The 15,085-nt window shown below is 64.1% G+C and carries 12 protein-coding genes and 2 pseudogenes; 1 reads left to right on the forward strand and 13 read right to left on the reverse strand.

Annotated elements, in window-relative coordinates; all coding sequences use genetic code 11:
* Positions 1-81: 81 nt before the first annotated feature.
* Both K323_RS0110730 and K323_RS0110735 read right to left on the reverse strand, forming a co-directional pair.
* The gene (locus K323_RS0110730) at positions 82-1,059 is read right to left on the reverse strand and encodes an aldo/keto reductase (protein WP_026851531.1); all 978 of its coding nucleotides are present in this window, start codon (positions 1,057-1,059) and stop codon (positions 82-84) included.
* Positions 1,059-2,348 carry an L-fuconate dehydratase gene (locus K323_RS0110735; RefSeq protein ID WP_022885285.1) on the reverse strand — a complete coding sequence of 430 codons (1,290 nt, stop codon included), beginning with the start codon at positions 2,346-2,348 and terminating at the stop codon, positions 1,059-1,061. Before K323_RS0110735 ends, K323_RS0110730 begins: the two co-directional genes overlap by 1 nt.
* A 325-nt stretch (positions 2,349-2,673) precedes the next feature.
* Between K323_RS0110735 and K323_RS30870 the strand changes: the two are divergent.
* A pseudogene (locus tag K323_RS30870) lies at positions 2,674-3,057 on the forward strand (hypothetical protein); the annotation flags it as partial.
* On the opposite strand, the pseudogene K323_RS0110740 reads toward K323_RS30870, so the two are convergent.
* The 11 genes and pseudogenes from K323_RS0110740 to K323_RS25440 all read right to left on the reverse strand — a co-directional run.
* Positions 3,001-3,747 (reverse strand): annotated as a pseudogene (locus tag K323_RS0110740) (aldo/keto reductase); the annotation flags it as partial. The pseudogenes K323_RS30870 and K323_RS0110740 overlap by 57 nt on opposite strands.
* Positions 3,748-3,929: 182 nt before the next feature.
* Positions 3,930-4,229 (reverse strand): EthD family reductase, encoded by a 300-nt coding sequence (locus tag K323_RS25425; RefSeq protein ID WP_022885287.1) that lies wholly within the window; start codon positions 4,227-4,229, stop codon positions 3,930-3,932.
* A 1-nt stretch (position 4,230) separates the two neighbouring features.
* Positions 4,231-5,004 (reverse strand): enoyl-CoA hydratase/isomerase family protein, encoded by a 774-nt coding sequence (locus tag K323_RS0110750; protein WP_022885288.1) that lies wholly within the window; start codon positions 5,002-5,004, stop codon positions 4,231-4,233.
* A complete protein-coding gene (locus tag K323_RS0110755) occupies positions 5,001-7,139 on the reverse strand; it encodes an acetate--CoA ligase family protein (RefSeq protein ID WP_022885289.1) in 2,139 nt (712 codons plus the stop codon). The genes K323_RS0110750 and K323_RS0110755 overlap by 4 nt, the downstream gene beginning before the upstream one ends.
* Entirely contained in the window at positions 7,136-8,542 is a 1,407-nt protein-coding gene (locus tag K323_RS0110760; RefSeq protein WP_022885290.1) for a GH1 family beta-glucosidase, read from the reverse strand. The genes K323_RS0110755 and K323_RS0110760 overlap by 4 nt, the downstream gene beginning before the upstream one ends.
* Positions 8,539-9,924 (reverse strand): aldehyde dehydrogenase family protein, encoded by a 1,386-nt coding sequence (locus tag K323_RS0110765; RefSeq protein ID WP_022885291.1) that lies wholly within the window; start codon positions 9,922-9,924, stop codon positions 8,539-8,541. Before K323_RS0110765 ends, K323_RS0110760 begins: the two co-directional genes overlap by 4 nt.
* Positions 9,924-11,036, reverse strand: a complete 1,113-nt coding sequence (locus tag K323_RS0110770; RefSeq protein WP_022885292.1) for a phenylacetate--CoA ligase family protein — start codon at positions 11,034-11,036, stop codon at positions 9,924-9,926. Before K323_RS0110770 ends, K323_RS0110765 begins: the two co-directional genes overlap by 1 nt.
* Positions 11,033-11,839, reverse strand: a complete 807-nt coding sequence (locus K323_RS25430; protein ID WP_022885293.1) for an enoyl-CoA hydratase/isomerase family protein — start codon at positions 11,837-11,839, stop codon at positions 11,033-11,035. Before K323_RS25430 ends, K323_RS0110770 begins: the two co-directional genes overlap by 4 nt.
* Entirely contained in the window at positions 11,836-13,296 is a 1,461-nt protein-coding gene (locus tag K323_RS0110780) for an aldehyde dehydrogenase family protein (RefSeq protein ID WP_022885294.1), read from the reverse strand. The genes K323_RS25430 and K323_RS0110780 overlap by 4 nt, the downstream gene beginning before the upstream one ends.
* Positions 13,293-14,132 (reverse strand): carbohydrate ABC transporter permease, encoded by an 840-nt coding sequence (locus K323_RS25435; protein ID WP_022885295.1) that lies wholly within the window; start codon positions 14,130-14,132, stop codon positions 13,293-13,295. The genes K323_RS0110780 and K323_RS25435 overlap by 4 nt, the downstream gene beginning before the upstream one ends.
* Complete coding sequence (locus K323_RS25440) at positions 14,129-15,067, reverse strand: carbohydrate ABC transporter permease (protein WP_022885296.1); 939 nt, start codon at positions 15,065-15,067, stop codon at positions 14,129-14,131. Before K323_RS25440 ends, K323_RS25435 begins: the two co-directional genes overlap by 4 nt.
* Positions 15,068-15,085: the final 18 nt, after the last annotated feature.

A 15,085-nucleotide genomic window follows, 5' to 3' on the forward strand; every position in this document is an offset into this window, starting at 1 on the left:
TTCCTTGAGATGGTGGCACGTCGTCATATTAGATATGCATTGTCTCGTGTGTCAACTGAATTCCGGCCGCGCTCATAACGGTTAGACATCAGATCTTTGGATCAAATCCCGTTCGGTGAGCGCGTGCCAGAATTCGACGGGAATCAGCTCGTTCATGCGCTCGGCATTCTGTCGCAAATGGTCAGGACGGCTGCCGCCGACCACGACTGTTCGCACCGGGTTTCCGGCCGGGTCATCGCGCAGGGTGTACTGCAGTGCGGCGGCAGGGAGCGAAACGGCGAATTCGCGGCATACGGCGGCGATCGCCTGAACGTGCTCCAAGAGGCCGGCCGGCACGTCGCCGTAGTCATACCGGGCGCTGCTGCCCGGCTCGTTCGTCGCGAGCAGTCCGGAGTTGAACACGGAGGCATTCACGATGCCGACGCCGTTCGCCCGGCAGGCCGGGACAACCTCGGCGAGCGCCGGTTGCTCTGCCAGCGTGTAGCGCCCTGCAACCATGAGCAGGTCGAGCGCGCCGGTATTCACAGACGCGAGCAGGGCATCCGTTGACATCGAGCCAACACCGATGGCTGTGACCAGGCCCTCATCGCGGAGGCCGGCCAGAGCGGGGATCGCTGAAGCGAGTGCCTCGGTGAGACTGTGTCGCTCCGGGTCGTGCAGGTAGAGCACGTCGAACCGGTCAAGGCCGGTTCGTTCGAGGGATTCTTCAACGCTCTGACGGATGCCGGCGGCCGAGAAGTCCCAGACCCTGGCGAGGTCTGCTGGAACGGCGAAGTCGTTGGCGAGGTCGAGTTCGCCGACGCCGTCTGGGTTGGGGCGCAACAGACGGCCGACCTTGGTCGAGACGATGTACTGGTCGCGCGGCTTGGTGGCCAGGAAGGCGCCGAGCCGTCGTTCTGACAGGCCGAGCCCGTAGTGGGGAGCAGTGTCGAAGTAGCGCACGCCGACATCCCACGCGGCCTGCAGGATCTCCCAGGCGGCGTCATCCGTCAGCGCGCGGTACAGGTTGCCGACGTTCGCGGCCCCGTAGCCGATTCGTCCGAAATCGATTTCAGCCATCATTGGAAAGCGTACTCGGCTCGGCTGGTCTCGTGCATCTGGGCTCCTGCTCCCGGCGCGGTGGGGGCGCGGTATGCACCACCGCGCACATCGACGGGGGTGACGAAGTGCTCGTGCAGGTGGTCGACATACTCGATCATGCGGCCCTCTGTGCTGCCGGAGACGGCGATGAAGTCGAACATCGAGAGGTGCTGCACCGCCTCGCAGAGGCCGACACCGCCGGCGTGAGGGCAGACCGGAACGTCGAACTTTGCCGCCAGCAGGAGAATGGCGATGTTCTCGTTGACGCCGCCGACCCTGGTGGCGTCGATCTGCAGGATCTGGAGAGCGTCGGCCTGGAGGAATTGCTTGAACATGATCCGGTTGGCGACGTGCTCCCCCGTCGCCACCGGAATCGGGGCGACGCCGCGGGCGATGGCGGCGTGCGCGAGGATGTCGTCTGGGCTCGTCGGCTCCTCGATCCAGGCGATGTCGAACTCGGCGAGCCGCGACATCCATTGGATCGCCTCATCCACGCCCCAACGCTGGTTGGCGTCAGTGCCGATCGCGATGTCGGGGCCGACGGCTTCGCGGGCGAGGCGAAGGCGACGGATGTCGTCGTCGACGTCGCCGCCCACCTTGAGCTTGATCATGCGGAAGCCGTCGTCGACGGCTTCGCGGGCGAGGCGCACCAGCTTCTCATCGGTGTAGCCGAGCCAGCCGGGGGTGGTGGTGTAGGCAGGGTAGCCGGAGGCGAGAAGTGCGGCCTCGCGCTGGGCGCGGCCTGGCACTGCCGCGCGCAGGATCTGAAGCGCGTCGTCTGGGGTGAGTGCGTCAGTGAGGTAGCGGAAGTCGACCAGTTCGACGATCTCCTCCGGCGACATGCGGGAGAGTAGCTGCCAGAGCGGCAGCCCGGCGCGCTTCGCCTTGAGGTCCCAGAGCGCATTGACGACGGCGCCGATGGCCATGTGCATGACGCCCTTCTCCGGGCCGAGCCAGCGCAGCTGCGAGTCCCAGACGAACTCACGCCAGGTGGCTCCCATGTTGGCGAGCAGCTCTTCGGTGTTGCGGCCGACGAGGTGATGCTCAAGTGCCTGGATGGCCGCCACCTGCACATCGTTGCCGCGGCCGATGGTGAACACGAAGCCGTGGCCCTCGAGGCCGGCGTTGGCGTGGTCGTCAGCGTCGGTGACGACGCGAACGTAGGCCGCCGAATAGTCTGGGTCGAGATTCATGGCGTCAGAACCGTCGAGCGATCTCGAGGTGGGAAAGCGTACGTCGCTGGTCTCCAGCGCGATCACGGTGCTCACAGATGTTCTCCTTGGTTGGGCATCCCGAGCCTAGACATCCGATGTATAGAATGTCAATTGCAGGTATCTTCGCCGCTATTGACGTTCCCACCCCCGGTCCTCCGACATTGTTCGGATGTTCTGTGTGCTTTTGCGAGAATCATCGGTGTTTCGGCGCGCTCCTGAAGCTCCGTGCGAAGTGCTCATTCTGCTCCTTGGGGGTCTTGCAACTGATTGCGAGTACCGCCTCGTAACCCATGTGTTGTGAAACGCTTGGATCACTTTCTGGGCTCGCGCGTCTGCCGGCATGCGATTCACAGCCGATTTCGAACCCGATCTGATTCGAATGCGACGCTCGAGGGGATGTAGGACGCAAGAGCGAAAGACCGGCTCAAAGGCAACAGTTGGAACTCTCGGCCGCACAGCAGCGGCACCTGATGCAGTTGCGCCAGGCCGGCGCGTACACCCAGGCGGAGCTTACCGAGTTATTCACGGCCGCGCCCCCGGCGGTGTACCGCACGCAGATTGGGCGCCGCAGTCATGCTTCCGGTATCAACAACGCGGTGTTTTCGAGAGTGATCAAGTCGGGATCCGGTCCGGCGCGAACACCGGCATCAAGACGGTCCACGGCCAGGAGGTCGGCTTCATCCAGCTCGAAGTCGAAGATGTCGAAGTTCTCAGCGATGCGCTCAGGTCGAACGGACTTCGGAATCGACTGGCGTCCCTCCTGCAGATGCCACCGCAGCATCACCTGAGCCGGCGACTTGCCGTACTTCTCGCCGATCCCCACGATTGTGGGGTTTTCGAAAGTGCTCGTGCCACCTGAGCTGCGATACGAAGTGATGCCACCTATTGGAGACCAGGCTTGGGTCAGAATGCCGTGCTGCGCGTTGACCGCTTGCACATCCCTCTGAAGGAAGTATGGGTGTAGCTCAATCTGATTTACAGCTGGCACGATCTCTGTGGCGGAAAGGAGTCGATACATGTGGTCGGGCATGAAGTTGCTCACACCAATAGCACGCACCCTTCCGTCACCGAGCAGAGTCTCGAGAGCTCTGTACGCCTCGAGGGTCTTGTCGAAGCTGCTCGAGAGCGGTTGATGAAGGATGTAGAGGTCGATCGTGTCGAAGCCAAGTTTGCCCGTTGCCTTTTCGAAAGCGTGAAGAGTAGAGCCGTATCCGTAATCGCTGATCCAGACTTTAGACTCGATGAAAATGTCGTTTCGGTCGACGCCTGAGTTCCGGATACCCTCGCCAACACCACGCTCATTCCCGTAGGCAGACGCGGTGTCGATATGACGGTAGCCCACCCCTAAAGCGTCCACCACTGCAGTCGCGGTTACGTCTGGCGGGGTCTGGAAGACGCCAAATCCCACTGCGGGGATGGTGACGCCATTGTTGAGTTCAAATGTTGGGGTCATAGCTGTCCTCACATAAGCCGATAGGCACGTAGGGGGTTGCGGCACCTCAAACTGCGCCGACGTGGGCTGTAGTGGTCAACTCTCACCTCTAGGCGATGGCAGGCAAACCCCCATTGCCAGCCTGCACGGCAAGTGAGACAGTGCAGGCTGCTGCCTCCAGAGGAATACGAGAGCTCGATAGTTCAGTCCAACGCGCTGAGCGCCAGGATGCTCTTGGCCTTCACGTCGAAGGCCGCCTCGAGTTCAGCTGTGTGCGCGATGAGAACGATCCCCGCATCTGACGCGAAAGCGGACTTCATTGTGCGCACATCCGCGAAGTGGAGCTCAGCAAGAAGCGAGTACTCGCGCGAGCGCAGTGTGCTCACCGTCGCATGCTGCAGACCTGGCAGCTCGCTCACCAAGGGCAGGTGTTCTTCGCGATAGCGGCGCACAAAGTCCACGTCGTCGGTGGCGCTCCACAACACCAGGTTTCGGATTGTCACGTCAAACTCCTTCGTATATCGGGGTTCGCTTTTCGGCGAATGCTTTGCTGCCCTCGCGGGCGTCGGCTGTGCGCATGGTGTCCAAGAAGAGATCGCGCTCGAGACCGAGCGCCTCGGGGATCGAAAGAGCCGCACCGTCGGTCACGGCGACACGCACGGCGCTGACCGCCAGCGGCGCGTTGTCGGCGATGGCGACAGCGATCGAGATCGCCTCGTCCAGGAGGTTTTCGGCTGGAACGACCCGACTGACAAGTCCGACGTGGTACGCCTCATCTGCCGACATGGGGCGTGCAGTCAGTAACAGGTCGAGGGCGGCACCCGATCCTATGATGCGCGGCAGGCGCTGCGTCCCACCGGCGCCGGGGGTGATCCCCCACCGCACCTCGGCCATCACGAAGGTCGCCTCGGGAGCACAAATCCGGATGTCGCAGGCCAGCGCTAGCTCCAAGCCGCCCGCGATCGCGGGTCCGTTGATAGCAGCGATTATCGGCACCGAGATTCGCTCGGACCCGGTGATCCCGCCGAACGACCACTCAGGCGACTCCCCGGACGTGACGCGTTCCTGATAAGCGGGTAGCCGGTCGCGAAGGTCTGCGCCCGAGCAGAACGTCGACCCTTCCGCCGCCAGCACGATTGCTCGTACCGCTGGGTCAGCGGCAGCCGCAAGAATGGCTGCGGCCAGCGCAGCGTCGTGGTCAGCATCGAGCGCATTGCGCCGCTCCGGCCGATCAATGATCACGATCGCGACAGCACCGCGTCGATCAGTGCGGATCATGCGTTAGCCTCCTCACGGGTCGAGACCGCTGCGACGACAAGTGCGTCGAGACCGATCACGCTATCGGAACGGGCGAGCAGCGGGTTCACCTCGAGCGAGACCACGTCGGCGGCAGATCCCGCCTCGGCGATGCTGCTCACCGCTCGCACCAACTCGTCCAGGTCGACGCCCGCACGCCCTCGCACGCCGGAGAGCAGCGGGAAGCCGCGCAGACTCTCGAGCATCGCGCGCACTTCCGCCGCACCGACAGGGAGCACACGAGTCGCAGCATCATGCAACACCTCGACGAGGACCCCACCGAGACCAACCACGAGTGTCGGTCCCCACACCGGATCGCGGGTCACGCCAGCAACGAGTTCGACGCCCCCCGACACCATGGGGCTGACCAGTACTCCGTCAACGGCGCGGGCGACCTGGCGGATCGCACGTTCGACCTGTTCATAGCCGGCGAGAATGGCGGCCTCGTCGGCAGCACCGAGCACTACGGCGCCGATCTCCGACTTGTGCGAGACCGCAGCAGACACACCCTTGAGCGCGACGGGCCCACCGATACGACGCCACGCGTCGAGAGCTTCGTCCGGCGTTTCGGCGAGAATGCCGGTAACCAGTGGCACACCGGAAGCCTCCAGTCGAAGTCGCGAGTCCCACTCCGACAACGCATCACCATCGTGAGAGCCCGATGGCAGCAAGCCGTCCGAAAGCAGTCGCGTCGCGGGAGCGATCAGCCAGTTCGACCACCACGAAACTCGTGCGAGCGCCGCAGTCGCGAGTTCGATGCCAGGCAGAAGCACGCCAACGCCGCTCCGCTCCGCGATCTCGCGACCGAGTGCTCCAGCATGCACTGTGGTCTGACAGACCAGCACGGCGGGAACCTCACTGCTCAGGATGCCCGCCGCAACGCTCCGCAGCAGTCTCGCCACGTCTGGGGTTGCGCCCGAGAGGTGCGTCGGAACATTACACAGAACGGCGATCGCCGCGATGTCCTGCTGCTTGCTGACTACGCCGAGCACATCCTCGAATGTTGAGTCGCCGGCCGCGGCAGTCACATCGAAGGGATTCTGCGCGGTAGCGAAATCGCCGACCAGTGATCGCAGGGCCCCAGTCGTTTCGGGCGAATAGTCGGGAAGGTCGAGACCCTCCCGCTCGGCAGCGTCGGCGATGAGGCTACATCCGCCGCCGCTGAGCGAGACCACGCCGATGCCCCCGGCACCGAGCGGTCCGACCGTCGCAGCAAGGTGGGCGGTCACGAGAAGTTCCTCGAGAGACTCGACCCGGATGAGGCCGAGCTGAGCCAGCGCGGCATCCATCACTGCATCGTTGCCGGCTAGGCTGCCGGTGTGAGTCACCGCGTTCCGCGCACCAAGGTCGCTCGACCCGGCCTTGAGCATCACGATTGCCTTGCCCAACTCGCGCGCTCGAGACGCGGCACGCACCAGCACGTCGGGCTTGCGGATGGCCTCCGCGAAGATGGCGACCGAGCGTGTCTCTTTCTGCTCGAGCAGGTACTCGAGCACGTCCGGGACTGCGAGGGTGGGCTCGTTGCCGGTTGTGATGACGTGGCTGAGGCCGATACCGAGATCCGCGGCCGCCTCCATGATCGCGTCGCCGACCCCGCCGCTCTGCGACAGCACCGCGACGGCTCCTGTTCGCAGGTGCTCGGGATAGCCGCTGAACCACACTCCCGTGCGCTCGACCAGGTTCAGGAAGCCGAGGCAATTGGGGCCAATCAGTTCCATGTCGGCATCGCGTGCCACTGCGGCGATGTGATTTTGTAACTCGGCGCCCGCCGGGCCGCTTTCGGCGAGCCCGCTCGCGAGTAGCGTCGCGCCCGCAGCGCCCGCAGCGCGGATATCCGGTAGCACGTCTGGAATGGCGGCGGCTGGAACCAGCACCGCGGCCATGTCGACCTTCGCGCCAGTCTCCGCCAGTGTTCGGGTCGCGGGCACACCGTTGACTGGCACGCCACCGCGATTCACAAGATGGATCTCGCCATCGAACCCGAGACGCTTGAGCGCCTGGATTACGGCGCCGGTTCCCATGAACAGGCGGCCGGAGTCCTTCGCACCGATGAGCGCGATGCTGCGAGGTGCGAGCACTCGATGGAGGCGCCTGGTGCGAGCATCACGATGGTTCACGCCGACGTCCGCTCGGGTAGGGCGTCGTCGGCGAGTGTCTCTCGCAGCCAGATCGCGCTCGCCTTCGGGGTGCGCTCCTGCGTCTCGTAGTCCACGTAGTAGATGCCGAAGCGCTTCTCGTAGCCGAATGCCCACTCAAAGTTGTCCAGGAGAGACCACACGAAGTACCCACGCAGATCGACTCCCGCCTCACGTGCTTCGAGTGCGGCACGGATGTGCGAATCCAGATAGTCAATACGGGCTTGGTCGTCGACGGTTCCGTCTGCGAGCAGCACGTCACCAAATGCCGATCCGCTCTCGGTGATCCAGATTGGGATGCTCGTGTAATCGTCCGCGATTCGGTGCAGGGTGTTCGAGAGTCCCTCGGGATAGACCTCCCAACGCATTTCCGTCGTCGGCAAACCTCCTGCCACGAATTGGATATCGCGACCACCTGGCCACGGGGACGGCCGCCCGCCACGGCGCTCAACCTCCTCCGGGCTGCGCGCGCGCACGACAAAGCGCGTGTAGTAGTTGACGCCGAGCAGGTCAAGCGGCGCCGAGATCAGCTCGAGGTCGCCGTCCTGTACGGGAATGCTGATTCCGGCCCGTTCGAGATCCGCGACAACATCGTCGGGGTAAGTGCCACGGAACACGGGGTCGAGGAAGAACCGGTTCATGAGCCCGTCGATGCGGCGTGCGCAGTCGACGTCTTCGGGTGAATCGCTCTCGGGTTCGGCGGGGAAGAGGTTCAGCGTGATGCCGAGCTCGGCATCGGATGCCCGCGAACGCAGCTCTCGTAATGCAAGACCGTGACCGAGAAGCAAGTGGTGCCCTGCGGCGACGGCATCCTGATGATCCTGCCTTCCGGGCGCGTGGACCCCTTGCCCGTACCCGAGGAACGCGGAGCACCACGGCTCGTTGAGGGTGGTCCAGTGGCGCACCCGGTCACCGAATGCGTCATAGACGAGGCCCGCGTATTTGGCGAACGCCTCAGCCGTCGCGCGAGCGGGCCACCCGCCAGCGTCCTCAAGTTGCTGAGGGAGGTCCCAGTGGTAGAGCGTGATCCACGGCTCAATGTCTCGCGCATGCAGCCCGTCAATCATACGGGAATAGAACTGAACACCTTCGGGATTCAACACCCCGCTGCCGGTCGGTTGCAGCCGGGGCCACGATGGCGCGAAGCGGTAGTAGGGCGCACCTATTTCCGCAAGCAGATCGAGGTCCTCATCGAGCCGGTGGTAGTGGTCACATGCGACGTCACCGGTGTCACCATTGCGGGTGCGGTCGGGGGTGTGGGAGAAGGTATCCCAGATCGACGGTCCGCGGCCACCCTCACTAACGGCACCTTCGATTTGATAGGAAGCCGTGGCGGTGCCCCATCCGAATCCTGCGGGCAGCGGCAGTCGCGGTCGCTCAGTCATAGCTTGATTACTCCTTTTGATTCCATAAGAAAGTCGGCGAGGTATCCGTCATGCGGGACGCCGGGTGCGGTCCAATAAGTGGGTTGGGAACCGACGTAGAGATTGCGAATTCCGGGCTGGGCGATCAGTTCGTCCACAAGTTCGTCGTCGTCAGTCATGACCGTCAGCACCAATGAGTCGGCGAGCGGTTTCACCCCGTCGTCTCTAGTCCAGGGCGCTACCCACACACACGGGAACGGCAGTTCGGCCCCAGCTTGCGCGCTGCTGCTGCTGGGCAGCAGGTGAACAGCGGCTCGAAGCGCAGCACTGCCGTCGCCGAGGTCGGCGACCACACTGGCCGCACCGCGCAGCGGCACTGTACCCTCCGCGAGGCGCGCAAGGTGGTCACCCATCCGTCGCGCATCCTCCGCCGTGAATACCGGCAGTGCTGCCGTCGCATCGAGCGGCGTGCGTGCTGGCAGTTCCTGCAGCTGAGCGGCGAGGGCTTCCGCAAATGCTGCTGCGTCACCTTCGACGAACACGGCGGTCGTGCTCGTGCAGCTGACCCCGCCGTGACGGCTCACTGATTCCGCGATCAGCTCGACCTGCGGCCGCCAGTCCGTGTCAGCGGTGATGAGGATCTTTGAGCGCCCGGGACCCTGGGGCAGCACGGATGGGTGACCGCGATACTTGCGCATAACGTCGTCACCGCCGTAGACCATCGACCGGTCAGCAGCTGCGATGATCGCGTCGGCGCCGGCATGATCGGTTGGCAGAAAGGCGACTTGCTGCCCAAGCCCTGCTTCGTGGATGGCGGCAATCAGGCGTGCGGCGGTGAATGGCTCGCGGCGCGATGGGCGTACGACCACGCGGTAACCCAAGGCGACCGCCTCGAGCCAGTGGGTGTTGACGGCGGGATGGTTGCCTGCGGCGAGCACCGCAAACACCTCGCCCCGGCGCACCCACAGCGCAGCGCCCGTCTGGGTGCGCGCGTCGCTCCAGTCGAGGACGGCCCCGGCCGGGAGGGCGGCGAGCGCTTGGTCGAGCGCTGCCCCGCATGCCGACACGATGCGCTCAGTGGCCTGCTCGACTACTGACAACGCGAGACCCGACACGCGGCTGACACGCCGCTGATAGTCGCCGACGTCCAGGCCGCAAAGTTCCGCTGAGGCGAACAGTTCACCGGCTCGACGCAGGGCGTTGACGCGCTCCTCGCGCGGCAGTGGCGCCGCAGCTCGCAGCGCAGCCACAGTGCGATCGATGAAGAGCGCGGGCACGATGCTCAACTCTGCGACCGGCCCACCCGTGACATCCGTGATGGTCTGGCGGTTGCGCGCACGGAAGGGGCCGGTCGGCCCGCGAGCGTCGAGCTGGTCGAGGCCGGTCTCAGTAGCGGTCGCCATTAGTAGACCCCCTCGACGACTTGCGCGCCGCCGAATTGCTGTAGCGGCGCGACGTCGGCGAACGAATCGCCGACCTGCCCTACGGGTGCCTCAACGCGGAGCGCAGTGTCGCGCTCATCATTGTTGGGCAGCAAGAACGACCGGCTCAAGTGGGAGACCACAACCTGCCCACGCTCGCCCACCGCCACCGTCCGCTTAGTCGACGGGTCCACAACGCGGATAGTGACCCAGAGCGACAGGTTCGCATCGAAGATGCAGGGGTCGTCGTGCCCGAGTCCGGCTCGCTCCCGACCGCCGGCGCCGAGTGCCATGGTGGTGCCATAGGCGCCTCGCAACTCGACACCAGGAAAGATGTCGGTGCGATACAGGTAGCGGCTGTCGGCATCCATGCTCGCGCCACCCCAGCCGACGTATCGAACCTTCTCGCGGATGATCTCGACAAGGTGTTCGCGTCGAGCGATCCGAGCCAGCACCGGTGCCGTCACCCGAAGCGAAACCACGTCTTGTGATTCGAGTACGAAAGCTGCCTGATCAACGATGTGTTCGGTGTAGTCATCGACCACCTGAGAGTTGCCCGCAGCCACCTGCTTCTTGACCCAGCGAGGATCGATGTCGATGCCGTAGAGCAACACGCCGTCCCCAAACCTCTGGGCGGCGCGGCGCGCACCATCAAAGGCGCCATGCGGCCCGCTCGGGAAGAGCGACAGCCAGTTGCCTCGCTGCGGCACCCCGGCAGCCTTCATGTATGCGACCTCGGAGTCTGCGAGCCGGTCGGCGAACTCACGCAGCATGGGCAGCCGCTTGGGCGGACCTGTCGTACCGCCGCTTTCGATGACGGAGACCACATCAGGGCGTGGGCCAAATCCGAGAGGGATTAGGTCCTGCGTCTTCACGTCTCGCAGTTCATCAGTGACGTTGGGGAACAGCGACAGATCGTCGAAGGTGCGCACGTCTGCTCGTGGATCGAAGTCAAGCGAGGCCGCGCGCTGCAACCAGAACGGACTGCCGGTTTGGGGCGAGAAGTGCCAGTGCATCGCGGCACGCACGAACTCGTCGGGGTCAGGCCGCTCGCCGGCCGCGAGGTCGAGGACCGACAGGTCGGGGGCGCTCATCGGCGGGCCTCGAGCCAGACCGGCTCGCGACGCTCCACGAAGGCGGCAATTGCCTCGGCAGTATCCGGGTCGTTGCGGCTCTCGTCGAGGTACCCCGCCTCCGCGGTCCAGATATCGTCGGCAATACTCGGCTTGACGCGGCGCAGCAGCTCGAGGTTGCGGCGGATGACGCGCGGCGGCACTCGTAGTATGGCCTCGGCCTGCGCGCGAGCGGCATCCATCAGCGCATCGGGCTCCACGACATCGTTCACGAGGCCCATGTCGTAGGCCCGCGCGGCACTCAGCCGGCAGCCGAAAGCGATCTCCGCCCACGCCTTGGTGGGCAGGTTGTGCCGCGCGCCAGTCTCCCAGCCCGCCACAGTTCCCCGCGGGATCTCGCTGATCTCGAACTGTGCGGTGCTCGAAGCGATTGCCAGGTCGGCCTGCAGCACCATGTAGAAGCCGCCACCCATGGCGTAGCCGTTGACTGCGGCGATCACGGGCTTCTCGACTACATTGGTCCGCGTCGGCCAGAACGGGTTCACCAGTGGGGCAATGTCGGGGAAGTCGAGCCCCGACTCTCCGCTGCCAGCACGCTCCTTCAGGTCTACGCCGGCGCAGAATGACCGGTCGCCGGCACCTGTAAGAATGGCGACGCGGTCGCCGTCATCCTCTCGAAAGCGTATGAAAGCCTCGGCCAGACCCCGGAACATGCTGGTATCGAAGGCGTTGAGCTGGCGCGGTCGATTCATAGTGATCGTCGCGATACCGTCGCGGCTCTCGTAGAGCACGGTGGCCTCGTCGCTCTGTGTATGGGTCGTCATTGTCTCTCCTGCGGTGCTTGCGGAACGTAGATCGATTGGTAGACCAGATACGGGTCGACGGCCTCGGGCCCGAGCTCGTGGCCGATGCCACTCGCCTTGCGACCCCCGAAGGGTGCGCCGAGGTCGAGGTTCCAGACGTTCGCGCCGACAACACCGGACTCGATACGCCGGGCCACAGACTCGGCGTGCTCCTGGTCGATCGACCACACGGTGCCAGCCAGGCCGAATTCGGAGTCGTTGGCGAGCTGCACCGCCGCGTCATCCGTGTCTGCATACTGCTGAATCGTCACAACGGGCCCGAAGATCTCCTCGCGGGCAATCCGCATGCCGGGTTCGACCGAGCCGAACACCGTCGGCTGCACGAAGAATCCGTCGTCGAGGCCATCCGGACGTCGGCCTACCGTGAGAATACGTGCGCCCTCACTGCGCCCGATCTCGATGTACCCCTCGACCCGCTCACGCTGAGCGGCGCTCACCAAGGGGCCGATTTCACTCTCCGTATCGAGAGATGACCCGACCTTCAGCGCATCCACGCGCGCGACGATGGCGTCCGTAAATTCGTTCGCCCGCGACTGCGGTACCAGAATGCGGGAGTCGATCGTACAGGTCTGGCCATTGTTCATAAAAGAGAGCGCGGGCAGTTGACCGATGAAGACGTCAAGATCGGCATCGGGCAGCAGAACGGCTGCCGACTTACCCCCGAGCTCGAGCGTGACCGGTTTGAGGTTCAAGCCAGCGAGGGAGGCGACCTTTCGACCGGCCGCCGTCGAACCCGTGAACGAGATTTTATCGACGCCCGGGTGACCGACGAGGTATTCGCTGATCTCGCGGTCAGCGGGGACGATGTTGATGACGCCAGCCGGAATCTCGGACGCTGCGACAGCTTCCGCGAGCAGATAGGAGCTGAGCCCTGTCTCTGCCGATGGCTTCAACACGATCGTGCATCCAGCAGCGAGAGCGGGCCCGAGCTTGTTTATTGCCATGCTGATCGGGAAGTTCCACGGAACGACAGCCGCCACGACGCCCACTGGGATCCGGCGAACGAGTGAACTTCCCAACCTCGCCGGGCGGATCGACTCGAAGTCCACCTCCCGAGCGATGCGGGCATACAGGCGAAGCTGCGAGATCGCGCTGACCGCATTGGCGTTGGTCGCGAAGCCGATGGGGCTACCGACCTCCTCGGCGATGAGCACGCCCAGCGCTGAAACTTGGCTCTTCAGGGCGGTCGCCAACGACTCGATTGCCGTCGCTCGTTGCTCGACATCAAGTAATGTCCACTGCGCTCCGGGCGCGATCGCCCGACGCGCCGAGGCGACCGCCGCATCAACATCGGCTGGCATCGCCCGCGGAAAGGCGCCCAGCAGGTGCCCATCGATTGACGACGTGATCGCCACGCGCTCCGAGGATGTCGCGCGCTTATGCGAACCGTCAATGAAGAAGGTGTCGTAGTCAGTCATCGAACCGCTCCTGCGCTTAGGCCATGCACGAGATAGCGCTGCATGAACAGGCAGCACAAAATGATCGGCAACATGGCCAGGAGCGATGTAGCCGCAATGGTGCCCCACTGTGGTCCGTCATCCGTAATGAGGCTGCTGATGAACACCGGATACGTACGGGCTTTGTTATTGGTGAAGATGAGGGCGAAGAAGAACTCGTTCCACGAGAAAATCGAGCACATCACTCCTGCCGTTGCGATGGAGGGGCGCAATAACGGCACCGCGACGGAGATCATCGCGCGAATCGGTCCCGCGCCATCCATCTGGGCAGCTTCGATGACCTCTTTTGGGATCCCCTGCACCGCCGGCTGGATGATCCACACTGCGAGCGGCAAATGGAAGGCCGTATAGACGATCACGAGGGCCGCCACCGTGTCGATCAGGCCGGCGTTGCGAAGAATCAGAAAGAGCGGGATGACCACCGCGAACGGCGGCAGGAACCGCAGCAGTAGGAAGCCGAGACTGAGCGGACGGCCAGCATCCCTGGGGAATCGATGGATACCGAGTGCGTAGGCTGCGGGGATCGCGAGCACGAGAGTGAGCACCGTCGACACCGCGGTCGCAACGAGGCTGTTCGTGAAGAACGTGCCCGCGCCGCCGGGGCCGACCATCGCTGCGAAGTTCTCCAGCGTTGGGGTGTGAGGAAACAGCGACGGCGTGCTGGAAAGTGCTTCGCCGTTGCGTTTGAACGCGGTGCTGACGATCCAGATCAGTGGAAACAGTGTCGCGGCTAGTAGCCCGACTATCGCGATCGCGCGGATGACCGCGAAGATGGCGCTCCTAACGGTGCGAGTCATGCGCCGTACCTCCGCTCAAGCCTGCGCGACATCCACATGTACGCAAGTGCGAATAGTACGAGCGCGATCAGGAGGATCACGGCCAGGGACGACGCGTACCCGAAGTCGAACTCGGAGAACGCTCGTTTGTACAGATAGATGGCCAGAAGGGTCGTCGCATTGCCCGGCCCCCCCGAAGTAAGGGTGAACGGCAACTCGAACGTCTTGGTCGCGTCTATCGCACGGAGCAGGATCGCGACGAGGGTCACGGGCAGCGTGAGCGGGAAGATGATGTGGCGGAACATGCCCCAACTCCCCGCGCCGTCGATGCGAGCGGCTTCCTTGACGTCTTCAGGGACAGACATGAGCCCAGCCGAGATAAGCAGGAACAGGAATGGTGTCCAGTGCCAGACGTCGACGAAGATGAGCACCCAGATCGCTTTCGCTGGATCGCCGGTCCAGTCGGTATCGCCCATGCCGAGCAAGGCATTCACCCAACCAAATTGCGGATTCAACAGGGCTCGCCACGTGATGCCGATGACCACAGGACTCAACATCATCGGGATCGTGAACAAGGTGCGGAGCACGTTGTTCCACCGTGATATCCGCTGTGCAAGCAGTAGAGCGAGAGACCACGCCAGCACGAGTTGCACGGTGATGCCGACCACGATGAACAAAATCGTCACTCGCACGGAGTCCGCGAACCGCGGGTCGGAGACCATCCGCGCATAGTTCTCGAACCCGATGAACTCCTCGGCGCCGCCTCCACCCAATGAGGTGAAGCTGAGTTGCACCGTGCGGATGAGCGGGAAGGCGCTCAATCCGATGAGAACAACGAGAGCGGGGACCAGCAGCCAGAAGTAGACCGTTGGAGCCTTGCGGAGGCGGCGGGGTGCCGACCCGGGAGCGATTGAACGCTCCCGGGTCGAGCCCGGCTTCGTGTCAGTTGAAGTCATAGTGATCACTACCAGATC

The organism is Glaciibacter superstes DSM 21135, assembly GCF_000421145.1.
In the GTDB taxonomy this organism is placed as follows: domain Bacteria; phylum Actinomycetota; class Actinomycetes; order Actinomycetales; family Microbacteriaceae; genus Cryobacterium; species Cryobacterium superstes.

What these genes read in the sequence shown, in the direction of transcription:
- K323_RS0110730 (WP_026851531.1), bottom strand. Translation starts at nt 1,059, where the DNA reads ATGGCTGAAATCGATTTCGGACGAATCGGCTACGGGGCCGCGAACGTC.
- K323_RS0110750 (WP_022885288.1), bottom strand. Translation starts at nt 5,004, where the DNA reads ATGATCCGCACTGATCGACGCGGTGCTGTCGCGATCGTGATCATTGAT.
- K323_RS0110760 (WP_022885290.1), bottom strand. Translation starts at nt 8,542, where the DNA reads ATGACTGAGCGACCGCGACTGCCGCTGCCCGCAGGATTCGGATGGGGC.
- K323_RS0110765 (WP_022885291.1), bottom strand. Translation starts at nt 9,924, where the DNA reads ATGGCGACCGCTACTGAGACCGGCCTCGACCAGCTCGACGCTCGCGGG.
- K323_RS0110770 (WP_022885292.1), bottom strand. Translation starts at nt 11,036, where the DNA reads ATGAGCGCCCCCGACCTGTCGGTCCTCGACCTCGCGGCCGGCGAGCGG.
- K323_RS25430 (WP_022885293.1), bottom strand. Translation starts at nt 11,839, where the DNA reads ATGACGACCCATACACAGAGCGACGAGGCCACCGTGCTCTACGAGAGC.
- K323_RS0110780 (WP_022885294.1), bottom strand. Translation starts at nt 13,296, where the DNA reads ATGACTGACTACGACACCTTCTTCATTGACGGTTCGCATAAGCGCGCG.
- K323_RS25435 (WP_022885295.1), bottom strand. Translation starts at nt 14,132, where the DNA reads ATGACTCGCACCGTTAGGAGCGCCATCTTCGCGGTCATCCGCGCGATC.
- K323_RS25440 (WP_022885296.1), bottom strand. Translation starts at nt 15,067, where the DNA reads ATGACTTCAACTGACACGAAGCCGGGCTCGACCCGGGAGCGTTCAATC.